This window comes from Nocardioides humi (genome assembly GCF_006494775.1).
GTDB lineage: Bacteria > Actinomycetota > Actinomycetes > Propionibacteriales > Nocardioidaceae > Nocardioides > Nocardioides humi.
The window spans coordinates 4,031,921-4,053,130 of record NZ_CP041146.1 but is presented as its reverse complement, the minus strand read 5'-3'; the positions used below and the strand labels follow the sequence as shown (position 1 = coordinate 4,053,130).

General features: G+C 73.6%; 22 protein-coding genes and 2 pseudogenes. 7 read left to right on the top strand and 17 right to left on the bottom strand.

Annotated elements, in window-relative coordinates; all coding sequences use genetic code 11:
- Nucleotides 1-149: 149 nt before the first annotated feature.
- The 6 genes and pseudogenes from FIV44_RS19725 to FIV44_RS19700 form a co-directional block, all read right to left on the bottom strand.
- Nucleotides 150-1,820, bottom strand: coding sequence for a bifunctional uroporphyrinogen-III C-methyltransferase/uroporphyrinogen-III synthase (locus FIV44_RS19725; protein WP_141005938.1), 1,671 nt, complete (start codon nt 1,818-1,820; stop codon nt 150-152).
- Nucleotides 1,817-2,825, bottom strand: a pseudogene (gene hemC / locus FIV44_RS19720) (hydroxymethylbilane synthase). Before hemC ends, FIV44_RS19725 begins: the two are co-directional and overlap by 4 nt.
- Nucleotides 2,822-4,129 (bottom strand): glutamyl-tRNA reductase, encoded by a 1,308-nt coding sequence (locus tag FIV44_RS19715; protein ID WP_141005937.1) that lies wholly within the window; start codon nt 4,127-4,129, stop codon nt 2,822-2,824. The pseudogene hemC and the gene FIV44_RS19715 overlap by 4 nt, the downstream one beginning before the upstream one ends.
- The gene (locus tag FIV44_RS19710) at nt 4,126-4,815 is read right to left on the bottom strand and encodes a redox-sensing transcriptional repressor Rex (protein ID WP_141005936.1); all 690 of its coding nucleotides are present in this window, start codon (nt 4,813-4,815) and stop codon (nt 4,126-4,128) included. Before FIV44_RS19710 ends, FIV44_RS19715 begins: the two co-directional genes overlap by 4 nt.
- A 132-nt stretch (nt 4,816-4,947) precedes the next feature.
- The gene (locus FIV44_RS19705) at nt 4,948-5,193 is read right to left on the bottom strand and encodes a glutaredoxin family protein (RefSeq protein ID WP_141005935.1); all 246 of its coding nucleotides are present in this window, start codon (nt 5,191-5,193) and stop codon (nt 4,948-4,950) included.
- Nucleotides 5,190-6,809: a class I adenylate-forming enzyme family protein gene (locus FIV44_RS19700; RefSeq protein WP_141005934.1), complete on the bottom strand. Its 1,620-nt coding sequence runs from the start codon at nt 6,807-6,809 to the stop codon at nt 5,190-5,192. Before FIV44_RS19700 ends, FIV44_RS19705 begins: the two co-directional genes overlap by 4 nt.
- A 42-nt stretch (nt 6,810-6,851) precedes the next feature.
- Between FIV44_RS19700 and FIV44_RS19695 the strand changes: the two genes are divergently transcribed.
- The 3 genes from FIV44_RS19695 (at nt 6,852) to FIV44_RS19685 (ending at nt 9,894) form a co-directional block, all read left to right on the top strand.
- A complete protein-coding gene (locus FIV44_RS19695) occupies nt 6,852-7,730 on the top strand; it encodes an HAD family hydrolase (protein WP_141005933.1) in 879 nt (292 codons plus the stop codon).
- Nucleotides 7,731-7,817: 87 nt separating this feature from the next.
- A complete protein-coding gene (locus FIV44_RS19690) occupies nt 7,818-8,627 on the top strand; it encodes a sigma-70 family RNA polymerase sigma factor (RefSeq protein ID WP_141005932.1) in 810 nt (269 codons plus the stop codon).
- Nucleotides 8,628-8,748: 121 nt separating this feature from the next.
- A complete protein-coding gene (locus FIV44_RS19685) occupies nt 8,749-9,894 on the top strand; it encodes a DUF5667 domain-containing protein (RefSeq protein WP_141005931.1) in 1,146 nt (381 codons plus the stop codon).
- A gap of 21 nt (nt 9,895-9,915) precedes the next feature.
- Here the strand turns inward: FIV44_RS19685 and FIV44_RS19680 are convergent, their stop codons facing one another.
- The 4 genes from FIV44_RS19680 to FIV44_RS19665 form a co-directional block, all read right to left on the bottom strand.
- Nucleotides 9,916-11,097, bottom strand: a complete 1,182-nt coding sequence (locus FIV44_RS19680) for a lysophospholipid acyltransferase family protein (protein ID WP_141005930.1) — start codon at nt 11,095-11,097, stop codon at nt 9,916-9,918.
- The gene (locus FIV44_RS19675) at nt 11,090-12,151 is read right to left on the bottom strand and encodes an NAD-dependent epimerase/dehydratase family protein (protein WP_141005929.1); all 1,062 of its coding nucleotides are present in this window, start codon (nt 12,149-12,151) and stop codon (nt 11,090-11,092) included. Before FIV44_RS19675 ends, FIV44_RS19680 begins: the two co-directional genes overlap by 8 nt.
- Before the next feature lie 83 nt (nt 12,152-12,234).
- Nucleotides 12,235-12,336 (bottom strand): 30S ribosomal protein bS22, encoded by a 102-nt coding sequence (locus tag FIV44_RS19670; protein WP_008356322.1) that lies wholly within the window; start codon nt 12,334-12,336, stop codon nt 12,235-12,237.
- Nucleotides 12,337-12,670: 334 nt separating this feature from the next.
- Nucleotides 12,671-12,886 (bottom strand): helix-turn-helix domain-containing protein, encoded by a 216-nt coding sequence (locus tag FIV44_RS19665; RefSeq protein WP_141005928.1) that lies wholly within the window; start codon nt 12,884-12,886, stop codon nt 12,671-12,673.
- A 315-nt stretch (nt 12,887-13,201) separates the two neighbouring features.
- Between FIV44_RS19665 and FIV44_RS32410 the strand changes: the two genes are divergently transcribed.
- The 4 genes from FIV44_RS32410 (at nt 13,202) to FIV44_RS19645 (ending at nt 16,112) form a co-directional block, all read left to right on the top strand.
- Nucleotides 13,202-13,612 carry a hypothetical protein gene (locus FIV44_RS32410; RefSeq protein ID WP_141005927.1) on the top strand — a complete coding sequence of 137 codons (411 nt, stop codon included), beginning with the start codon at nt 13,202-13,204 and terminating at the stop codon, nt 13,610-13,612.
- Nucleotides 13,609-14,220: a TetR/AcrR family transcriptional regulator gene (locus FIV44_RS32405; RefSeq protein ID WP_141005926.1), complete on the top strand. Its 612-nt coding sequence runs from the start codon at nt 13,609-13,611 to the stop codon at nt 14,218-14,220. Before FIV44_RS32410 ends, FIV44_RS32405 begins: the two co-directional genes overlap by 4 nt.
- A gap of 152 nt (nt 14,221-14,372) precedes the next feature.
- Nucleotides 14,373-15,329 carry a tryptophan--tRNA ligase gene (gene trpS / locus FIV44_RS19650; RefSeq protein WP_141005925.1) on the top strand — a complete coding sequence of 319 codons (957 nt, stop codon included), beginning with the start codon at nt 14,373-14,375 and terminating at the stop codon, nt 15,327-15,329.
- A 33-nt stretch (nt 15,330-15,362) separates the two neighbouring features.
- Nucleotides 15,363-16,112 (top strand): HAD family hydrolase, encoded by a 750-nt coding sequence (locus tag FIV44_RS19645; protein ID WP_141005924.1) that lies wholly within the window; start codon nt 15,363-15,365, stop codon nt 16,110-16,112.
- Here FIV44_RS19645 and FIV44_RS19640 read toward each other — a convergent pair.
- The 7 genes and pseudogenes from FIV44_RS19640 to FIV44_RS19610 all read right to left on the bottom strand — a co-directional run bounded on the left by FIV44_RS19640 (nt 16,081) and on the right by FIV44_RS19610 (nt 21,179).
- A complete protein-coding gene (locus FIV44_RS19640) occupies nt 16,081-16,503 on the bottom strand; it encodes a hypothetical protein (protein ID WP_141005923.1) in 423 nt (140 codons plus the stop codon). The genes FIV44_RS19645 and FIV44_RS19640 overlap by 32 nt on opposite strands.
- 10 nt (nt 16,504-16,513) lie before the next feature.
- Nucleotides 16,514-17,332 (bottom strand): pyrroline-5-carboxylate reductase, encoded by an 819-nt coding sequence (gene proC, locus FIV44_RS19635; protein ID WP_281285747.1) that lies wholly within the window; start codon nt 17,330-17,332, stop codon nt 16,514-16,516.
- Nucleotides 17,329-18,270 carry a proline dehydrogenase family protein gene (locus FIV44_RS19630; RefSeq protein ID WP_141005922.1) on the bottom strand — a complete coding sequence of 314 codons (942 nt, stop codon included), beginning with the start codon at nt 18,268-18,270 and terminating at the stop codon, nt 17,329-17,331. Before FIV44_RS19630 ends, proC begins: the two co-directional genes overlap by 4 nt.
- A 33-nt stretch (nt 18,271-18,303) precedes the next feature.
- Nucleotides 18,304-19,038: an ABC transporter permease gene (locus FIV44_RS19625; protein WP_141005921.1), complete on the bottom strand. Its 735-nt coding sequence runs from the start codon at nt 19,036-19,038 to the stop codon at nt 18,304-18,306.
- Nucleotides 19,035-19,748 (bottom strand): ABC transporter ATP-binding protein, encoded by a 714-nt coding sequence (locus FIV44_RS19620; protein ID WP_141005920.1) that lies wholly within the window; start codon nt 19,746-19,748, stop codon nt 19,035-19,037. Before FIV44_RS19620 ends, FIV44_RS19625 begins: the two co-directional genes overlap by 4 nt.
- Before the next feature lie 134 nt (nt 19,749-19,882).
- On the bottom strand, nt 19,883-20,479 hold the full coding sequence (locus FIV44_RS19615) for a TetR/AcrR family transcriptional regulator (protein WP_141005919.1): 597 nt from the start codon (nt 20,477-20,479) through the stop codon (nt 19,883-19,885).
- Nucleotides 20,476-21,179, bottom strand: a pseudogene (locus FIV44_RS19610) (sugar phosphate isomerase/epimerase family protein). The gene FIV44_RS19615 and the pseudogene FIV44_RS19610 overlap by 4 nt, the downstream one beginning before the upstream one ends.
- Between the last annotated feature and the right edge of the window lie 31 nt (nt 21,180-21,210).

The window sequence follows — 21,210 nt, the reverse complement described above, 5'->3', positions numbered from 1 at the left end:
ATGACGCACCCAACGCAGTGACCACGCGATCAGGTTGCACGACCCGGCACAAACTCACCTCGCAAATACGCCGACCCGGCGCATCCTTACCTTCTCTCGAGGTAAGGATGCGCCGGGTCGGCGAGTTTTCGGGGTCAGGATGCGCCGGGTCAGGCCTTGCGACGGCGGGCGGAGGGCTTGCGGTCGCTCGGCTTGGTGACCGGCTCGCCGGCCTCGACCATCGCCGCCCGGCGGCTGGCGCCGAAGCCGGCGAGGGCCTCGACGAGCAGCTCGACGTCCGGCTTGGGGGCCAGTACGTCGACGCGCAGGCCGTGCTCCTCGGCGGTCTTGGCCGTGGCGGGCCCGATCACCGCGATGATCGTGGACGGGTGCGGCTTGCCGGCGATGCCGACCAGGTTGCGCACGGTCGAGGACGACGTGAACACGACCGCGTCGAACTTGCCGGTCTTGATCGCGTCGCGGGTCGGCGCCGGCGGCGGCGCGGCGCGCACCGTGCGGTAGGCGGTGACGTCGTCGCACTCCCAGCCGAGGTCGATCAGGCCGGCGACGAGGTTCTCGGTGGCGATGTCGGCGCGCGGCAGGAAGACCCGGTTGATCGGGTCGAGCTGCTCGTCGTACTCCGGCCAGTCCTCCAGCAGTCCCGCGGCCGACTGCTCGCCCGACGGGACGAGGTCGGCGCGCAGGCCCCAGGCGGCGATCGCGGCGGCGGTCTTCTCTCCGACCGCGGCGATCTTGAGGCCGGAGAAGGCGCGGGCGTCGAGGCCGTACTCCTCGAACTTCTCGCGGACCGCCTTCACGGCGTTCACCGAGGTGAACGCGATCCACTCGTAGCGGCCCTCGACCAGGCCGCGCACGGCCTTGTCCATCTGCTGGGGGTTGCGCGGCGGCTCGACCGAGATCGTCGGGACCTCCTCCGGGACACCGCCGAACTCACGGATCCGGTTCGACAGCGACGCGGACTGCTCCTTGGTGCGCGGCACCAGCACCCGCCAGCCGAACAGCGGCTTGGTCTCGAACCACGACAGCTTCTCGCGCAGGTCGACGACGGCGCCGACGACGGTGATCGCCGGCGGGGCGATCCGGGCGGCCCGGGCGTCGGCGGCGATCCGCTCCAGGGTGGAGGTGACCGTCTGCTGCTCGGTGGTGGTGCCGACCCGGGTCATCGCGACCGGCGTCTCCGGCGAGCGGCCGAGCGCGATCAGCTGCTTGGCGATGTCGCCGATCTGGCCGACGGCCGAGAGCAGGACCAGGGTCGGGGTGTCGGCGTACCGCTTCCAGTCGACCTTCTCGCCGCAGGTGACCACGGCCATCTCGCGGTGGTCCTTGGTGGTGAGCGGGATGCCGGCGTACGCCGGGACCGCGCCGACCGAGGAGACGCCCGGCACGACCTCGAACGCGAGGTTCGCCTTGGCGACCGCCTGGGCCTCCTCCGGCCCGGAGGCGTACAGGAAGGGGTCGCCGCCGAGCAGGCGGACGACGCGCACGCCGCGCTTGGCCTGCTTGACGACGACCTTGGCGCGGGCGGCGTGGGTGAGCGGCTGGCCGTCCTCGCCGAAGCCGCCGTCGATGATCTCCGGCTCCGCGGCCGGCTCGTCGCCGACCTGCTCGGCGCGGGCGCGCACCACCGCGACCAGGTCGGCGTGACCGGGCTCCTCGGTGATGACCACGTCGGCGTCCTGGATCAGCCTGACGGCGCGCACGGTCAGCAGGTCGGGGTCACCGGGGCCGGTGCCGACGAAGGCGGTGAAGCCGGGGCCTCCGGGCTGGACCTGGGCGGCGGGAGTCGGGGCAGCCTTCTTGGCTGCGGTGGCTCGCGTCATGGGTTGGGCACCTCTGCAGATCGTGCGGACGGGTGGGAGTTCGGGTCGGGGGAGCGGTTCGGCCGGGCCATCAGCTCGTCGGCGCCGTCGGCCAGCATCTCGGCGCCGAGGTCGCCGCCGAGCTTGGCGGCGTCGGCGGGCCAGGACGCGGGCTCGGGGCCGAGCGCGGCCGATGCGGAGCGGCGTACGGCGAGGGCGCCGTCCTCGGACAGCACGACCGCCCGCAGCCACAGCTCGGGGCCGTCGTCGCCCTCGGCGACCTCGGCGAGCGCACCGATCGGCGCGGCGCAGCCGCCCTCGAGCGTGGCCATCAGCGTGCGCTCGGCGGTGACGGCGGCGCGGGTGCCGGGGTCGTCGAGCTGGGCGAGCAGGCCGAGGGTGGCGCTGTCGTCGGCGCGGCACTCGACGGCCAGAGCGCCCTGGCCGGGGCCGGGAGCACCTGCAGCGGGTCGAGCACCTCGGTGACCTCGTCGAGCCGGCCGAGCCGGGCCAGGCCGGCGCGGGCGAGCACGACGGCGTCGTAGCGGCCCTCGCGGACGCGGCCGATCCGGGTGTCGACGTTGCCGCGTACGCCGACCAGGTCGACGCCGAGGCCGAGCGCCTCGATCTGGGCGACCCGGCGGGGGATCCGGTGGCGACCCGGCTGCCCTGCGGCAGCTCGCCGAGGGTGAGTCCGTCGCGGGCGACGACGACGTCGCGGGGATCCTCACGCGGGGGCACGGCGGCCAGCGCGATCCCCTCGGCGGCGTACGTCGGCAGGTCCTTGAGGGAGTGCACGGCGACGTCGACCTCGCCGGCGAGCAGCGCGTCGCGCAGGGCGCTGACGAACACGCCGGTGGACGGGACCCCCGCGAGCGGGGTGTCCGTGGCCTGGCTGCGGTCGCCGTCGGTGGTGATCTCGACCAGCGCGGTGGCGACGCCGCGGTCCTCGAGAGCCGCGGCGACGTGGCCGGACTGGGTGGTCGCGAGGGCGCTGCGGCGGGTGCCGATGCGCAGGGTCGTCATGACAGGCCCTCCTCGCTGACGACGGGGCGGGTCACGGCGTCGACCGCGTCGGGGTCGAGCGCGAAGAGCTCGGCCAGCGCGGCGGCGTACGAGACCGCGCCCTGCTCGTTGGCGAGCTCCTTGACCCGGACGGTCGGCTCGTGGAGGAGCTTGTCGGCCACCCGGCGGACGGTGTGCCGGATCTCGTCGCGGGTCGTCTCGTCGAGGTCCGGCAGCCGGCCCTCGAGCCGGGTCATCTCGGCGTCGACGACGGCGGTGGCCATCGAGCGGAGCGCGACGACGGTCGGGGTGACGCTGGCCTGGCGGCGGGCGGCGAGGAAGGCGGTGACCTCCTCGCCGAGGATCCGGCGCACCTCCTGGACCTCGCGGCCGGTGGCGCCGCCGTGGAGCAGCTCGGCGAGCTCGGCCAGGCCGACCAGGCGCACGCCCGGCAGCTCGGCGACGTCGGGGGCGACGTCGTGGGGCAGCGCGAGGTCGATCAGCGCGAGCGGCCGGTCGACGCCGGCCCGGACGCGGGACAGCAGCGCCCGGTCGATGAGGGTGCCCGAGGAGCCGGTGCAGCTGATCACGATGTCGGCGCGCGCGAGCTCCTCGCCGAGGTCGGCCAGCCGGACCGCCTCGCCGGAGTTCTGCACCGCCAGCCGGACCGCGCGCTCGACCGAACGGTTGACGATCGACAGGTGCCCGGCGCCGAGGCGGCCGGCGGTCGCGCTGGCGAGGCCCGCCATCGCGCCGGCGCCGACCACGACGACGTACTTGTCCTCGACCGGGCCGACGACCTTCGCGGTCTCGTCGAGCGCCGCGCTCACCAGGGTGGGGGCGACCTGGTCGATGTCGGTCTCGGCACGGGTGCGCTTGCCGACCCGGAGGGCCTGCTGGAACAGCATGTTGAGCGCCGGGCCGACGGTGCCGAGCTCCTGGCCGCGGCGCAGCGCCTCGCGGGTCTGGCCGAGGATCTGGCCCTCTCCGACCGCCATCGAGTCGAGGCCGGCGGCGACCTGGAAGAGGTGGGAGATCGCGCCGTCGTCGTAGTGGACGTAGAGGTGCGGGAGCATCGCCTCCGTCGACTCGCCGGCGCGGTCGACGAGGAGCCGGGAGATCTGCTCGATGCTGCCGTGGAAGCGCTCGACCTCGGTGTAGATCTCGAGCCGGTTGCAGGTCGCGATGACCGTCGCCTCGCTGACGTGCTCGCACGACGCGGCATCGGCGATCAGCTTGTGCACGCCGTCGCGGTCGAGCGCGACCCGCTCGAGCAGGGAGACCGGCGCGGAGTTGTGGGAGATGCCCACCACCAGGACGCTCATGCGGCACCTCCGTCGGCGGGCGCGACGCCGGAACCGTTGGCCTTGCGCTGCTCGTGGTAGGCGAGGATCTGCAGCTCGATGGACAGGTCGACCTTGCGCACGTCGACGCCCTCGGGCACCGCCAGCACGGCGGGCGCGAAGTTGAGGATGCTGGTGATCCCGATCGCGACCATCCGGTCGGCGACGTCCTGCGCGGCGACCGCCGGGGTGGCGATCACGCCGATCGCGACGTCGTGCTCGCGGACGATCTCCTCGAGATCGGCGAAGGGGCGGACGACGACGCCCGCCACGGTCTGCCCGACCAGGCCGGGGTCGGCGTCGAGGAGCGCGACCACCCGGAAGCCGCGGCTGCGGAAGCCGGAGTAGTTGGCGAGCGCGTGGCCCAGGTTGCCGATGCCGACGACGACGACCGGCCAGTCCTGGGTCACCCCGATCTCACGGGCGATCTGGTAGCGGAGGTAGTCGACGTCGTACCCGACGCCGCGGGTGCCGTAGCTGCCGAGGTAGGACAGGTCCTTGCGGAGCTTGGCGCTGTTGACGCCCGCACTCGTCGCGAGGTCCTCGCTCGAGCAGGTGCGGATCCCGCTGTCGGCCAGCGCCGTCAGTGCCCGCAGGTAGACGGGCAGGCGGGCGACCGTGGCCTCCGGGATGACCCGGGCGGCATCCGTCGAACTCCGTGTGGTCACAGCTCCACTTTCCAGCCGCGCAGCCGAACGTCAGTGGCGCGGCTCGTTCACTGTAGGAGTTTGTGAACGTGAGAACAAAATGCCCGCGGACGCAACTCCGCGCGGCGACGGATGGGTCACACCCCGCGGTCGTCAGGAGCGCAGCGCCGCACGCAGCCGGTCGGGGCTCACCCGCCAGAAGTCGTGCTGCCGCCCGTCGACGAAGGTCACCGGGATCTCCTCGGCGAACCGGTCGGCGAGTGCGGGGTCGTCGTCGATGGACAGCTCCTCGTAGCTCTCCCCCAGCTCGGCGCACACGGCCTCGATCACCGCGCGCGCGTCGTCGCACAGATGGCAGCCGGGGCGGCTGTAGAGGGTGATCCGGGGCGCCCGGCTCACTCGAGGATCCCCAGCGCCTTGCGCCGCTCGGCGCCGCGCAGCACGCCCTTGCGGATCTTGCCGGTGACGGTCCGCGGCAGGGTGTCGACGACCTCGATCCGCACCGGCCGCTTGTACGGCGCCAGCCGCTCCTCGGCCGCCGCGCGGACCGCCGCCCGGAGCGCCGTCGCGACCCCCTCGTCCGCGCTCCCGGTGGTCTCGTCGTCGGGGACGACGTACGCGACGACCGCCTCGCCGGTCTGCTCGTCCGGCACGCCCAGGACGGCCGCCTGGCGCACGCCGTCGACGTCCTCGAGGACGGCCTCGACCTCGGTCGGGTAGACGTTGAAGCCGGAGACGATGACCAGCTCCTTGACCCGGTCGACGAGGAACAGGTCGCCGTCGGCGTCGAGGAAGCCCACGTCGCCGGTCGACCACCAGCCGTCGTCGCCGGGACCGTCCTGCCCGTCGGGCCAGTAGCCGCTGAACAGGTTGCGGCCCCGGATCTGGATCTCGCCGGGGTCGTCGGCGGCGGCCGCCTCCAGCGGCTCGCCCTCCTCGTCGACCAGGCGGATGTCGATGCCGTCGAGGGCCGCGCCGACGGAGCCGGGCTTGATCTCGCCGGAGCGCAGCGTGCTGGTGACGACCGGCGAGGCCTCGGTGAGGCCGTAGCCCTGGTGGATCGGGACCTTCGCCAGCGCGCCGAACTCCTCGACCGTCTCGGCCGCCAGGGGCGCGGAGCCGGACAGGATCATCCGGACCGGGCCGAGCCGCTCGGCCAGGGCGTCGACGCCCCGCCAGGCCGGGAACACCGGCGGCGCGACGGGCACGACGCTGCACGCCTCGTCCTCGATCAGGTCGAGCGTGCCCTCGGGGTCGAACCGCTCGGCGAGCACCAGCTTGGCGCGGTGCCGGATCACCCCGCCGAGCACCGCGCCGAGGCCGTAGACGTGGAAGAGCGGCAGGACGCCGAGCACGACGTCGTCGGAGTGCATCATCGGCGGCTCGACGGCGGCGACCTGGTCGACATTGGCCAGCAGCGCGCGGTGGGTGAGCATCGCGGCGCGGGGGCGGCCCGACGTACCGCTGGTGTAGAGCAGGACCGCGAGCTTCTCCGGGTCCGGCAGCGGCGGCACGGGGACGGCGGGCTCGGCGCGGAGGTCGTCGTACGTGCCCTCGTCGGCCTCGGCCTCGGCGCCGACGAGGAGCAGTCGCGGGACCGGGCGGCTCTCGTCGCGGGCGGCGGTCGCCACCTCGCTCCGGGCCAGCGCCTCGCGCACCGCTCCCGCGGTCGCGGCGTCGGCGACCACGAGCCGGGCCCCGCAGTCGACGAGCATCGCGGCGAGCTCGGTGGGCGTGGAACCCGGATTGACGGGTACGGCGACCGCCTGGGCCCGCAGCACGCCGAGATAGGTCGTGACGAACTCGAGCCGGTTGCCCAGCACGAGCATGACCCGGTTGCCGGCGAGCACGCCGTAGCGGCCCAGGCCGGTCGCGATCCGGCCGACCTCGTCCTCCAGCTCGGCCCAGGTCAGGCCCCGTCCCCCGGCCTCCACGACGGCGAGCCGGTCCGGGTGCTCGGCGGCGGCGGACGCGACCAGCGCGGCCACGTCGGGAGCAGCGTCCGGCAACGACATGGAGGGATCCTACGCGCGGCTTCTCCCCACTACGCTGGGCCCATGGTGCCGCCCGCCGACCGACCCCGTCGGCTGAACCTGCAGCAGCGGTCGCGCCTGGCCGGCGAGGCGGCGGCCGCGGCCGCCGAGGTCGAGACCGCGCTCACCCACCCGGCGGACCCGCGCGCGGCGGCGTTCTTCGACGTCGACAACACGGTCATGCAGGGCGCGAGCATCTTCCACCTCGCCCGCGGGCTGTACCGGCGCAAGTTCTTCACGACGCGCGACATCGTGGGCGCGGCGTACAAGCAGGCGTACTTCCGCATCGTCGGGGTCGAGGACCCCGAGCACGTCGCCGAGGCGCGCAATTCCGCGCTCGCGTTCATCGCCGGACACACCGTGCAGGAGCTGGAGGAGGTCGGCGAGGAGATCTTCGACGAGGCGATGGCGCACCGGATCTGGCCGGGCACCCGCGCGCTCGCGCAGATGCACCTCGACCAGGGCCAGCGGGTCTGGCTGGTCACCGCCGCGCCGATCGAGATCGCCAGCCTGATCGCCCGCCGCCTCGGCCTCACCGGGGCGCTCGGGACGGTCGCCGAGCATGTCGACGGGGTCTACACCGGCAGGCTGGTGGGCGACATGCTGCACGGACCGGCCAAGGCGGTCGCCGTCAGGGCGCTCGCCGAGCGGGAGGGCCTCGACCTGTCCCTGTGCTCCGCCTACAGCGACTCCGCCAACGACCTGCCCATGCTGAGCCTGGTCGGCGATCCCTGCGCGATCAACCCCGACGCCAAGCTGCGCGCTCACGCCCGCGCGCACGGCTGGCGGATCCGCGACTACCGGACCGGTCGCAAGGCCGCCCGCGCCGGACTCGTCGTGGGCTCGGCGGCGGCCGGGGCCGCGGTCGCCGGGGCCGTCGTACGACGCAGGCTCCGCGGGTAGCCGCTGCAACCGGTTCTCGGGTTCCGGTACCACTGCGCAAGGATCCGCCGTAGGATCCCTGCCGGGGGCAGTAGGGAGGGGACCCGAATGACCTGGCAGCGCACTGACCTGTCGCGAGGGCTGGACGCCCTCCGCGAGGCTGTGCTCGCTGCCCTGTCCCCTGCGCCGACGGCGGCGCTCGCGGGAGGCGCCACTCCCTCCCCGCGCAGCGGGTACGACGCCCCGTGGCTGCTCAGCGAGGCCCACGTGGAGAGCGACGGCTTCGACCGCGACGGCGCGTCCGGCTCCGGCGGCTCCGGGGGCTTCGGCGACTCCACCCTCGCGACCTCCTCGGAGGACTCCCCCGAGGCCCGGGAGCGGCTGATCGGCCTGGTCGAGCTCGCCCGCGGCGGCGACGCGGAGGCCTTCGGGCTGCTCTACGACCATTACCAGCCGTCGGTCTACCGGTTCCTCTACTACCGGACCCGCTCCGTGGTCGTCGCCGAGGACCTGTGCTCGGAGACCTTCTTCCGCGCGCTGCGCAACATGTCGTCCTTCCGCTGGCAGGGCAAGGACTTCGGCGCCTGGCTGATGACCATCGCGCGCAACCTCGCCACCGACCACTTCAAGGCCGGCCGCACCCGCCTCGAGCTGACCACCGAGGACATGGGCCAGCACGACGACGCGACCGAGGGCCCGGAGAACGCCGTCCTGGCGAGCCTCACCAACGAGATCCTGCTCGAGTCGCTGACCAAGCTCCCCAACGAGCAGCGGGACTGCCTGATCATGCGCTTCCTGCAGGGCATGAGCATCGCGGAGACCGCCGCGGCGCTGGGCCGCAGCGACGGCGCCATCAAGCAGCTCCAGCTGCGCGGCGTCCGCAACCTCGCGAAGCTGATGCCGGAGGGAATCCGATGATCCGTTCGGACTATGCCGGCATGACCTTCCGGACCGTAACCAGCGGCACCGTCCTGTCGTTGGATGTCTGTAGGGACGGACGGGCCCCGATGGCCCCCCAGACACGAGGACGGACGTTGTGATGCGCGGGAACGGCTGGTCGCGCGGCGCCGACGAGTTCGACGCGCTGGTCTCCGGCCGCGCCGAGGACGAAGCGGACCGTGACGCGCACGCCGAGCTGCTCGAGCTCGTCGCCGCCCTGCGCGCCGTCCCACCGCCCACGGCCCGCCCGGAGTTCGTCGCCTCGCTGCGCACCCAGCTGGTCGCCGCCGCCGAGCGCGAGCCCGAGCGCGCCGAGGAGGACCTGGCCGTCCGGCTCACCCCGCGTCAGCGGCGCGGCTCCCGCGAGCGCCGCCTCGCCGCCGTGATCGGCGGCTTCGCCGTGGTGTCCGCCACCGGCTCGATGGCGATGGCCTCCCAGGACGCCCTGCCCGGCGACGTGCTCTACCCGGTCAAGCGGGCGATCGAGAACGCCCAGACCAACCTGCAGCCCGACGGCGCAGCGAAGGCCGACTCCCTCATCTCGCACGCCCGGGCCCGCCTCACCGAGCTCCAGGCGCTCACCGCCCGCGACGCGAAGGCGGCGGCGGTCAACGCAACCCTCCAGGACTTCACCGACCAGGCCCGGCAGGCGTCCGAGTTCGCGCTCGACGACTACGCCGCCACCGGCCGGCCCGAGCGGATCGCCGACCTGCGGGCGTTCGCCGCCGACAGCATGGACGTGCTCGGCGGCCTCGGCTCGGTCGTGCCCACCGACAGCCGCTCGAGCCTGATCACCGCGACGCAGACGATCCGCCAGATCGACGCCGCCGCGTGGGAGGCCTGCCCGAGCTGTGCCGAGGGCGGCATCGCCGAGATCCCGGAGATCGCCACCCTGCCGCTCAGCGCGGTCCTCAGCGGCGACATCACCGCCTCGGTCACCGAGCCGCTGGTGGAGCCGGACAAGAAGAAGGACAAGCCGGCCCAGGGCACGCCTCCGGCGGCGCCCCCGACCGACATCGCCGCGCCGCCGGTGCCGCCGGTCGAGACGCCCGGCACCACCGAGACCGACAAGGCCAAGACGGGCGTCGGCAAGACGGTCGACGAGGTCACCCGCGGCCTCACCGGCACGCTCGGCCTCGACGGCCAGAGCCAGACGACCGACGGCGCGACCGACCCCGGCCTGCTCGGCACCCTGGTCAACGGCGTCGGCGGCCTCCTCGGCGGCCTGCTCGGCACCAACCAGTAGGCCCCGCCGGAGGAGACCGGATCAGCGGAAGACCGACTCCCGCTGCATGAGCAGGCTGTAGAGCGTCTGCTGGATGGTCTCGCGGACCTGATCGGTCACGTTGAAGACCAGCATCGGGTCCTCGGCCGCGCCGTCGTCGTACTCGTCGGTGCGGATCGGCTCGCCGAACTCGAGCAGCCACTTGGACGGCAGCGGGACCAGGCCGAGCGGCCCGAGCAGCGGGAACAGCGGCGTGATCGGGATGTACGGCACGCCGAGCAGGCGGGCCAGCGACGGGATGTTGCCGACGAGCGGGTAGATCTCCTCGGCGCCGACCACCGACAGCGGCACGATCGGCACACCGGTGCGCAGCGCCGCGGACACGAAGCCGCCGCGGCCGAAGCGCTGCAGCTTGTAGCGCTCGGAGAACGGCTTGCCGATGCCCTTGAAGCCCTCCGGCCACACGCCGACCAGCTCGCCGCCGCGCAGCATCCGCTCGGCGTCCTCGTTGCAGGCCAGGGTGGCCCCGCCCTTGCGGGCCACCGAGCCCACGACGGGCAGCCGGAACACCAGGTCGGCGCCGAGCGGGCGCAGGAAGCGGCCGGTGTGGTCGTGGATCGAGACCATCGTCATCAGGCCGTCGACCGGGATGGTGCCGGAGTGGTTGGACACGACCAGGGCGCCGCCCTCGGTGGGGATGTTCTCGATCCCGCGGACCTCGATCCGGAACCACTTCTGCGCCACCGGCCGCAGCGCGGCCATGAAGAAGCGCTCGGTGACCTCGGCATCGAAGCCGTACTCGTCGACGACGTACTCGCCGGTGAGCCGGCGGCGCAGGAACGCCAGGAACCGGGCCAGCTGGGGCTCCCACTGGTCGCCGAACAGCTCCCTGCTGGCGTGCTGGAAGGCGGCCAGCCAGTCGCCGGCCGGGATGCCCGAGAGCGGGCTCGCGCCGCGCTCCTCGGTGCGGGCCGGGGCCACCACCGGCGCCGGTACGTCGGCCGGCGCGTCGAGCAGCGTCGGCGTCTCGATCACGGGGGCGTCGTCGGCGGGCGGCTCCTCGACCGGGGCGGTCTCCTTCGCCGGAGCCGGCTTCCTGGCGGACGCCTTGCGCGGCGTACCGCTCTTCGGCGCGAGCCCGCGGGCCGCGGCGGACGGGCGCTTGCCGGTGCCGCGGCCGGGCTGGCCGCGGGTGCCGATCGGGATGATCTCGGCGTCAGCCATCCGTGCCTCCAGCGAGGGTGAGCTGGGCGGGACGGTCCTCGTCGACCGCGGGGAGGCGCTCGGCGAGCGCGCCGAGCATCCGTTCGGTACGGTGCGCCCCGGGCGGGAGCGAGGCGGCGAACTCGGCGAAGGCCGAGGCCGTCGTGTAGTGCGGCTCGAAGCCGAGCTCGTTGCGCATCCGCGTCGTGTCGACGCCGCGGCCGTAGGTCAGGAAGGCGACCAGCTCGGGCGAGAGGTCGGCGCGGCGTACCGACTTGAGCACGGACCCGAGGCCGCCGAAGGCCACGCCGGGCACGGGGACATTGGGCCGCCCGGAGCGGCGCAGCGCCTGGGACAGCATCAGCAGGCCGTCGCCGGCGACGTTGAACGTCCCGGCCCGCTCCTCCCGGACGGCGTGGCGCAGCACCCGGTTGAGGTCGGACTCGTGGAGGAACTGCAGCCGCGGGTCGAACCCGAGCACCGTGGGGATCACCGGCAGCCGGAAGTACGAGGCCAGCGGGCTCACCACCCGCGGTCCGATCACGTTCGCGCAGCGCAACAGGGTCACGGTCACGTCGGGACGGCGGCGCGCGAAGCCACGGACGTACTGCTCGACCTCGGCGACGTCCTTGGCGTACCCGGCGCGCGCAGGACGCCGGGGCTCCATGTCCTCGGTGAACATCGCGGGATCGCCGCTGCTGGCGCCGTACGCGGTCGTCGAGGACTTCACGACCAGGGAGCGCAGGCCCTCGACCTTCTGGCAGGCCGCGAGGAGCTGCATCGTCCCGATGACGTTGAGCTCCTTCATGGTGCCGCGGGCACCTGCGGAGCCGGGGGTCGCGATCACGCTCATGTGGACGACGGTGTCGACGTCCTCCTTGGCGAGGACCTTCGCGATGACCGGGTTGCGGATGTCGGCGCGCACGAACGTCACGTCGCCGAGGTCGCCCCGCGGCGGGATGACGTCGACGCCGATCACCCGATCGATCCCGGGGTCGGTGGCCAGGGTGCGCGCAAGGGTGCGGCCGAGGTCTCGTGAGACCCCTGTGACCAGGACCGTGCGTCCGGCGCCCATCTCCACCGACTCCTCGGAATCAGGCCGGCGCGCCTCGGGCGCCGGCGATGGCTGCGACTGCGCGAGCTAGCGGCTCGCGCAGCTCACTTGCCGAGCTTGCGACGCTGGACGCGCGTCTTCTTCAGCAGCTTGCGGTGCTTCTTCTTCGCCATGCGCTTGCGGCGCTTCTTGATGACAGAACCCACGTGGAACCTCTCCGGATCACCGGGCGCGACCAGCACCCGGCGTGACGTACGACGCCCCGGGGACCCCGGAGCACCGGGTCAGCCTATCCGGACCCCCGTGGCCGCGGTGAATCAGCGCAGGAGATGGGACGGAGATCGCACGGCGCCGTGACCCTGGCCGGCGCGCTCGGCCTTCCGGGCGGCGGGCGGCGGCGCCTGCATGAATCCCCGGATGTCCGGGGATTCATGCACTTGTCAGGGGTTGCAACCCCCACTATGTGCATGGATCCCCGGATGTCCGGGGATTCATGTGCCGCATGAGGCCCCTGGGACCACCGACGGGGTCGTCCTCGGGCTAGCCGGCGGAGTAGAAGGACTTCCGGAGGTACTCGTTGACGTCGTCCTCGGTCACCCGGAACGAGCGACCGACCCGGACGGCGGGGAGCTCACCGCTGTGCACCAGCCGGTAGACGGTCATCTTGGAGACGCGCATCACCGAGGCGACCTCGGCGATGGTGAGGAATTTCGGGTCCGGGAGGGACTCGGCGCGCTCGCGCGACGTAGGAGCCATGACCAACCACGCTTTCTGTGCGCCCGTCACCGCCTTCCCCAGCTGTGATCTGCCGGGCGCCACTTGCGTGAGAATAGGGCCAGATGTGACTCGTGGGGAAGGGATTCATCAGTGAAACTTTTGGGATCCCGGCGTGTCGCCTTGACCGACCTCTGATCGCCGACGCCCCCGAAGCGCCCTCAGTACATCCCCGAGCGCCCTCTTTCACGCTCAGCAGGCCCGCCCCGGCCCACGCCGGCGCCTCCACAAGCCCCTTGTCGTACACCCGTGTTCGACTTATGATCTCGAACATAGGTGTCCAACTTGGAGGTCCCCATGAACGCACGACAGATCCGCAGGTTCGCACTGCACTACGGCGAGATGGTCGCCGCCATGCTGCTCGGCATGATGGTCCTCTGGCCGGTCTGGATGCTCGCGACGAGCGCCGCGGGCGACGGCTCGTGGCTGCGCTCGGCCACCGTCGAGACGCTGGTGATGGCGACGACCATGGCGCTGCCGATGGCGGGCTGGATGCGCTTCCGCGGGCACCGCTGGGCGCCGATCGCGGAGATGTGCGCGGTGATGTACGCCGGCTTCGCGGTCGCCGTCCCCCTCTACTGGGCCGGCGCCCTCGGCGAGCACGGCCTGATGATGGTCGGCCACATCGCGATGTTCGTGCTGATGCTGGTCGCCATGACCTGGCGCTGGCAGGAGTACGCCGGCTGCCACGACGCGGTCGCCGCGTGACCACCCGCCCGCTCCGCGCCGACGCCCGCCGCAACGTGGAGTCGATCCTCGACGCGGCGACCACCTGCCTGGCCCGCGACCCGGACGCGAGCATCAACGACATCGCCCGGGCCGCCGGCGTCGGCCGGGTGACGCTGTACGGCCACTTCGAGAACCGCGCCGGCCTGGTCGGCGCGGTCGTCGACCGGGCGATGCGCGAGTCCGAGGCGTCCCTGCGCGGCGTCGACCTCTCCGGCGACCCGGCGGCCGCCCTGGTCCGGTTGATCGAGGCGAGCTGGCAGGTCACCCTGCGGTACGGCGCCCTGGTCGTCGCCGCCGAGCGGAGCATGCCCGTCGCGGAGATGGACGCCGCCCACACCGAGCCCCGCGAGCGCGTCCGGCGGCTGCTCGAGCGCGGCCGCGCGGAGCACCGGTTCCGCACCGACCTCCCCGTCTCGTGGCTGCTGACGGCGATGCACACCGTCACCCACGCCGCGGCGGCGTCGGTGTACGTCGGCGAGCTGGCCGACGCGGAGGGTGCCCGCGCCATCGCCGCCACGATGCTCGGCCTGCTCACCCCGCCCGGGGCCGTGGTCCCGGACGTCGCGGCGCTCCGGAGCGTGCGATGATCGAGGCGTGTCGAACCGGATGACCTTCGCCTGGTGGCCCGCCTGACGGCGGCCGCCCCCTCGACACACCCTTCCACCGGCCGCCCTCGGGCGGCCGTCGTGCTTCTCCGGCCCGGTCCTGCCACCCGTGGGCCTCACTCCCAGGAGCACCCATGTCCCGACGCCTCTCCCTCCTCACCCCGAGCGGCCGCCTCACCCTCGGCAACCTGCTCGGCGCCCTGCGCCCGATGCGCGCCGCCCAGGCCGAGGCGGACTGCTTCTACGGCATCTCCGACCTGCACGCGCTCACCATGCCCCGCTCCCCCGACACATTGCGCGCCGCGATCGCCGAGCAGGCCACGCTGCTCCTCGCCGCCCGCCTCGACGGGAGCACGCTGTTCCGGCAGAGCCACGTGCCGGCGCACGCCGAGCTGGCGTTCCTGCTCGAGTGCGTCGCGACCACGGGCGAGCTGGGCAGAATGATTCAGTTCAAGGAGAAGTCCCGGCGCCGGGAGTCGGTGCGGTCCTCGCTGTTCACCTATCCCGTGCTGATGGCCGCCGACATCCTGCTCTACAGCGCCGAGCAGGTCCCGGTCGGCGACGACCAGCGCCAGCACGTCGAGCTCGCCCGCGACCTCGCGCTGCGGTTCAACACGACCTACGGCCCGGTGTTCACCGTCCCCGAGATCACGGTCCCGCCGGCCGGCGCGCGGGTGATGGACCTCGCCGAGCCGACCCGCAAGATGAGCAAGTCCGGTCCCGGCGCCGGCTCGATCGCACTGCTCGACCCACCCGACGTCGTACGACGGAAGGTGGCCCGCGCGGTCACCGACTCCGACACCGGGCTGGACGCGGTGCGCACGGACCGCGCGACCAAGCCGGGTGTCACCAACCTGCTGGAGATCCTCGCGGCCTGCGGCGGCTCGGCGGAGGGGATCACGACGTACGGCGCCCTCAAGGCGGCGGTCGCCGACGCGGTCGTGGCGGAGCTGGCGCCGCTACAGGAGCGCTACCGGGAGCTGGCCGCGGACCCCGCCCACGTGGACGAGGTCTACCGCCGCGGGGCGGAGCGCTGCCGCGAGGTGACCGCCCCGGTGCTCGCCGCCGCGAGGGACGCGATGGGGCTGTGAGGGCTGTCGGTGGCCGCTGGCAGACTGCTCCGCATGACGATCCGGGCCCTGCTCCTCGACCTGGACGACACCCTGGTCGACCACCGCGGCGCCGCCGACCGCGGCGTGCGCACGTGGCTGGCCGGACTCGGGCTGGCGGAGACCGAGACCGAGCTGGAGGGCCACGTCGAGCGCTGGTTCGTGCTCGAGACGCGCCACTACGAGCGGGCCCAGCGCCGCGAGCTGACCTACACCGAGCAGCGGCGGGTCCGCATCCGCGAGTTCCTGCCGGGCTGGGACCTCGCCGACGACGCGCTGGCCGACGACGTCTTCCAGGGCTTCCTGGGCTGCTACCAGGCCGCACAGCGGGCGTTCGACGACGCCGCGGCGGCGATCGACCGGGCCCGGTCCGCCGGGATCCCGGTCGGCATCCTCACCAACGGCGACCACGCCATCCAGACCGGCAAGCTGCGCCGGACCGGCCTGCTGCGCCCCGACGTCCCCGTCTTCGCCTCCTCCGCGCTGCCCGCCGCCAAGCCCGACCCGCGCTCCTATCTCACCGCCTGCGCCGGCCTCGGCGCCGATCCGGCCGCCACCCTCATGGTCGGCGACTCGCTGCGCCACGACGTCGTGGGCGCCCAGCGCGCGGGCCTGCAGGCGCGGCTGCTCGACCGGTCCGGGCGGTACGACGCCCGCCGGGCCGGCGTCCGAGTGCGGACCGTGCGTGGGCTGGCCGAGCTGACCGAGCTGGACGTCCGAGGCAGCGCCGGGGTCACTCGGGCCAGCAGCCCGCGGAGCCGGTGACGACGGCTCGGTCGCCCTCCCGGGACAGGCTCAGCACGATGTCCTCCCGAAGGAGGAAGCGGACCCCGAAGTCGCTGACCCGGGTGCGCCAGCCGTCCGCCTCGTAGGCCGCCGCGACCTCGGCGAGGTGGGCCTCGTCGGCGTCGTCGAAGTCGAGGTGGAGCACGTAGTCGAGCTCCTCGGACGCGTCGTCGGGCGCCTTGCCCCGGCAGTGCACGATCTCGTCCGCGACCGTCTCGGGCGAGGCGTCGAACTCGGCGGCGAACGCGTCGGCCAGCGGCCGGGCCCGGTCCGCGCCCCGCTCGGCGTGCTCCCGGATCTCGGCGTCGCCGGGCCCACCGCACGCCGGCAGGGCCAACAGCACGACGAGCGCGACCCCGAGACGCCTCATCGGCCGGACGTCAGCTGCCGAGCTCGCGCGAGCGGTCCCGGGCCGCCTCCAGCGCCGCCAGGAACGCCGCCCGCACGCGGTGGACCTCGAGCTCGCGCAGCGCCGCGGCCGTCGTACCGCCCGGCGAGGTGACCTGCTCGCGCAGCACGGCCGGGTGCTCGCCGGTCTCGCGGAGCATGGTGGCGGAGCCGACCAGGGTCTGCACGACCAGCTCCTGGGCGATGGTGCGCGGCAGGCCGAGGTGGACGCCGGCCTCGATCATCGACTCGACCATGAAGAAGACGTACGCCGGCCCGGAGCCGCTGATCGCGGTGACCGCGTCCTGCTGCTTCTCCGGCACCTGCACCACGCGGCCGACCGAGGCCATCAGCTCCTCGGCCTCGGCGAGGTGGCCGTCGTCGCAGTGGGTGCCCGGCGAGATCGCGGCCATGCCCTGGTCGACGAGGGCGGGCGTGTTCGGCATGACCCGGACGACGGCGATGCCGTCCGGCACACGGGACTCCACGAACCCGGTGGTGATCCCGGCGGCCAGCGAGACGAGCAGCTGGCCGGCGTGCAGGGTCGGCGCGAGCTCGGCGAGCACGTCGGCCATGTCCTGCGGCTTGACGACGAGGAGCACGGTGTCGGCCTCGGCGGCGGCGGCGACGTCGTCGACCACGCGCACGCCGTACCTCTCGGCGAGCTCGGCGGCGCGCTCGGGCCGCTTCTCGACGACCACGAGCGCCTCGGCGCTCCGGCCGGCCCGGATCAGGCCGGACAGCAGGGTCTCCCCCATCACACCCGCACCGATGACAGCGGTCCGCTTCTCGCCCACGCCCTGCTCACTCACCTTCTGGAGACCAACGACGTGAGGAAGAGTCTCAGGTTCGCGGGACGCTCCGCCACTCTGGCCGAGCGCGTCTTCGTCACAAGCCTGGGAAGCAAGCTTCCGTCGAAGTGACTCTCGCCGCGCTGCCGGCTGAACACTCTGCGCATCAGGTAGCCGTGCCACGCGGCGCCGTACGGCAGGTAGACCCGCACCCGCTCCCCGCTCGCGACCAGCCGCCGCTGCTCGGCGGAGCGGATGCCGTAGGGCAGCTGGAGCTCGTACGTCGACGGCGCCCGGCCGTAGCGACTGGCCAGGGCGCCGGCGATCTCGATCAGGCGCGGGTCGTGGGTGGCGATGACCGGGTACCCCTCGCCCGCGAGCAGCACCTTGAGGCAACGCACGTAGGCCTTGTCGACCTCCGCGGAGTCGGCGTCCGGGCCGCCGCGCTCGATCCGCACCCGGCTCCCGGGGACGGCGAGCGCCCGGCAGTCGTCCTCGGTGCGAGGCAGCGCAGCGGACAGCGCGACGCCGACGTCGGGGAAATCCTGCCGCAGCGCCGCGACCAGCGCGAGCGTCCGGTCGACCTCCCCCGCCTCGGGCGGGGCGATCGTCACGGTCGCGCCGACCCGGGCCGCCGTACGGCAGACCTTGCGGGCGACCGAGAGCGCCGACTCGCCCGGCAGGTCGGACCGGATCGTCACGTCGGCGCCGGCCGCGAGGCCCGCGTCGGAGAGCCGGTCGAGGAGCGTCCGGTACTCCGCGACGGCTGCGACCGCCTGCACCTCCGGGTGCGCGGGCGCACCGAGGTGGGCGACGCTGACGGGGAACCCGTCCGCCGCCAGCTCGGCGACGACCCGCACGAGGTCGTCGACCCGCTCGCCGGCCACGAACCGGCGCACGACCCGCCGCGCCGGCGCGCTGCGGGACAGCAGCGTCAGGGAGTCCCGGACCGGTCGCATGCCCCAAAACTACGGGCTTTCCGGCGATCTCCGTCAGTCGGTACGGCGTTGCAGCGTCGCCGCTCCGAGGGCGAGCGCGGCGAGGGCGAAAGCCACCACGATCGCGACATCGCGCAAGACCTCGCCGGTCCGGGTCGTGGTCGCGAGATGCTCCATCGCGTCGACCGCCCAGGTCAGCGGCAGCACGTCGGCGACCACCTCCAGCACCCGGGGCAGCCGGTCGCGCGGCACCAGCAGCCCGCAGAGCAGGATCTGCGGCACCACCACCGCGGGCAGGAACTGCACCGCCTGGAACTCGGTGCGGGCGAAGGCGGAGACGAACAGCCCGAGCGCGGTGCCGAGCACGGCGTCGGCGACCCCGACCAGCACCAGCAGGGCGTCCGGGCCGCGGAGGTCGAGGTCGAGCAGCCCGATCGCGACGCCGGCGGCGAGGGCCGCCTGCACCGCGGCGACCGCGCCGAACGCGAGCGCGTAGCCCGCCAGGAAGTCCAGGCGCCCCATCGGCATGGTGAAGAGCCGCTCCAGGGTGCCGCCCGAGCGCTCGCGCAGGGTGGTGATGCTGGTGACGAGGAACATCACGAAGAACGGGAAGATCGCCAGCAGGGCCGGCCCGATCCGGTCGAAGACGATCGGCGTGTCCTGGAAGATCCACCACAGCAGCGCCTGCAGGAGACAGGGCAGCACGAGCAGCATGGCCAGCGTGCGGTGGTCGCGCCGCAGCTGCGTCAGCACCCGTACGGCGATCGCGAGCGTCACCCGGGGCGTCATGCGGGGCCTCCCTCGACCAGGCCGAGGAAGGCGGACTCGATGTCGTCCACGCCCTGCGCCGCCTTGATCTCGGCGGGTGGACCGTGAGCGATGATCCGGCCCTCGCGCATCAGCAGCAGCGCGTCGCAGCGCTCCGCCTCGTCCATCACGTGGCTCGACACGAGGACGGCGGTCCCGGCGGCGGCGATCCGGTGGAAGAGCGCCCACAGATCGCGGCGGAGCACCGGGTCCAGGCCGACCGTCGGCTCGTCCAGCACCAGCAGCGCGGGCGTCCCGAGCAGCGCCACGGCCAGCCCGACCCGGGACCGCTGGCCGCCGCTGAGGCGCCCGACCACCGCGTCGCGGTGGCTGCCCAGGTCCACCGCCGCCAGGGCCTCCTCGGCGACGGCGGGCGGCAGGCCCAGCACCCGGGCGAAGAAGCGGAGGTTCTCGGCGACGGTCAGGTCGTCGTACACGCTGGAGGACTGGGTCTGGTACCCGACGCGGTCCCGCAGCGGCCGGCTGCCCGCGGGCCTCCCGAGGACCGTGACCGTGCCGGCCGCCACCCGCTGCACGCCGACGATGCTGCGCAGCAGCGTGGACTTGCCGCAGCCCGACGGGCCGAGCAGCCCGGTCACGCCGGGCCCGATGTCGAGGTCGAGGCCGGCGAGCACCACCCGGCCGCCGCGCACCACGCGCAGCCCGGCGATCTCGACGATGGAATTCACCATGTGATGAATAATGCGCCTCGGGGTGGGTCGGGCGCAACCACGACGGCCATGTAACACGTTGTCCACGTCGGTCTGGAACGTTCCAATGGGCCGTGAGCCGAGGAGAACGGGCGGGTAGAGGGGTGGACCACGTGTTACAGCGGGCCGGTGAGGAAGCCGTCCAGCACCGGCGCGTACACCGCCACCAGCGCGTCGACGTCCATGGCGACGAGGAGCTCGGCGTGGACGACATACCGCAGCACGAGCAGGCCGATCACCTGGCTGGCGACCAGCTGCATCCGCCGCTCCGGGGCGTCGACGCCGAGCGCGCTGCCGAGCGGCACGAGCACGACCGGCAGGAAGCCCTCACGGAACAGCGCGTCGCCGCCGGGCTCGAGCAGCCGGCGCACCATCGCCAGCAGCGCGGGCTGCACGGACGGGTCGTCCCAGACGCCGAGCAGCGCGCGGAGCAGCCGTTCTCCGGCGCCCTCGACCGGCCCGACGACCTGCTCGGCCAGCACCGACCGGGGGTCGACCGGCAGCTCCAGCGCGGCCACGAACAGGTCGTCCTTGGAGCCGAAGTAGTGGTGCACCAGCGCCGGGTCCACACCGGCATCCCCCGCGACGGCGCGGATCGTCGTACCCGCGAATCCGGCCGCCGCGAAGCGGGCGCGTGCCGCGGCCAGGATCGCCGCGCGGGTGTCGGGGCTCCCGGGCCGGCGGCCCCGGCCCCCTCGGACCGACGAGGTCACGCGCCGTCCCCGGCGTCGGCCGGTACGACGGTCAGGTGCTCGATCGCGAACTCCAGCGACTCGCGCAGGTCGGCCTCCCGCTCGTCGCGGTCCACGCAGCGCCGGGTGTTGATCTCGAGCACGACCTCGCCGGCGAAGCCGGTGCCCGCCAGGTGCCGCAGGAACTCCGCCGCGCCCATGTCGCCGCGCCCCGGCACGAGGTGCTCGTCCTTCGCGGAGTCGGTGCCGTCGGTGAGGTGGACGTGCCGCAGCCGGGGCCGAGTCGCTCGGCCATCGCGACCGGGTCGGACTGCGCGATCGCCGCGTGGGAGAGGTCGATCGTGGTGTTGGCGTACGGCTCGGAGGAGGGGTCCCAGCCGGGCAGGTACATCTCGAGCCGGCGCCGGGAGGCCCGCCACGGGTACATGTTCTCGACGGCGAACGCGATGCCCGAGGACTCCTCCAGTGCGGCGATCCCGTTGACGAAGTCGCGGGCGTACTCCCGCTGCCAGCGGAACGGCGGGTGCACGACGACGACCTCGGCGCCCACCGCCTGCGCCATCGCGGCCGAGCGCTCGAGCTTGCCCCACGGCTCCACGCCCCAGACCCGCTGGGTGAACAGCAGGCAGGGCGCGTGGATCGCGCTGATCGGCACGCCGTGGTGCTCGGACAGCTGCCGGACGGCGTCGACCTGCTGGGACAGCGCGTCGATGCCGACCATCACCTCGACCGCCTCGTAGCCGACGGACGCG

What these genes read in the sequence shown, in the direction of transcription:
- FIV44_RS19725 (WP_141005938.1), bottom strand. Translation starts at nt 1,820, where the DNA reads ATGACGCGAGCCACCGCAGCCAAGAAGGCTGCCCCGACTCCCGCCGCC.
- FIV44_RS19715 (WP_141005937.1), bottom strand. Translation starts at nt 4,129, where the DNA reads ATGAGCGTCCTGGTGGTGGGCATCTCCCACAACTCCGCGCCGGTCTCC.
- FIV44_RS19700 (WP_141005934.1), bottom strand. Translation starts at nt 6,809, where the DNA reads ATGTCGTTGCCGGACGCTGCTCCCGACGTGGCCGCGCTGGTCGCGTCC.
- FIV44_RS19695 (WP_141005933.1), top strand. Translation starts at nt 6,852, where the DNA reads ATGGTGCCGCCCGCCGACCGACCCCGTCGGCTGAACCTGCAGCAGCGG.
- FIV44_RS19690 (WP_141005932.1), top strand. Translation starts at nt 7,818, where the DNA reads ATGACCTGGCAGCGCACTGACCTGTCGCGAGGGCTGGACGCCCTCCGC.
- FIV44_RS19685 (WP_141005931.1), top strand. Translation starts at nt 8,749, where the DNA reads ATGCGCGGGAACGGCTGGTCGCGCGGCGCCGACGAGTTCGACGCGCTG.
- FIV44_RS19680 (WP_141005930.1), bottom strand. Translation starts at nt 11,097, where the DNA reads ATGGCTGACGCCGAGATCATCCCGATCGGCACCCGCGGCCAGCCCGGC.
- FIV44_RS19675 (WP_141005929.1), bottom strand. Translation starts at nt 12,151, where the DNA reads ATGGGCGCCGGACGCACGGTCCTGGTCACAGGGGTCTCACGAGACCTC.
- FIV44_RS19665 (WP_141005928.1), bottom strand. Translation starts at nt 12,886, where the DNA reads ATGGCTCCTACGTCGCGCGAGCGCGCCGAGTCCCTCCCGGACCCGAAA.
- FIV44_RS32410 (WP_141005927.1), top strand. Translation starts at nt 13,202, where the DNA reads ATGAACGCACGACAGATCCGCAGGTTCGCACTGCACTACGGCGAGATG.
- trpS (WP_141005925.1), top strand. Translation starts at nt 14,373, where the DNA reads ATGTCCCGACGCCTCTCCCTCCTCACCCCGAGCGGCCGCCTCACCCTC.
- FIV44_RS19645 (WP_141005924.1), top strand. Translation starts at nt 15,363, where the DNA reads ATGACGATCCGGGCCCTGCTCCTCGACCTGGACGACACCCTGGTCGAC.
- FIV44_RS19640 (WP_141005923.1), bottom strand. Translation starts at nt 16,503, where the DNA reads ATGAGGCGTCTCGGGGTCGCGCTCGTCGTGCTGTTGGCCCTGCCGGCG.
- FIV44_RS19630 (WP_141005922.1), bottom strand. Translation starts at nt 18,270, where the DNA reads ATGCGACCGGTCCGGGACTCCCTGACGCTGCTGTCCCGCAGCGCGCCG.
- FIV44_RS19625 (WP_141005921.1), bottom strand. Translation starts at nt 19,038, where the DNA reads ATGACGCCCCGGGTGACGCTCGCGATCGCCGTACGGGTGCTGACGCAG.
- FIV44_RS19620 (WP_141005920.1), bottom strand. Translation starts at nt 19,748, where the DNA reads ATGGTGAATTCCATCGTCGAGATCGCCGGGCTGCGCGTGGTGCGCGGC.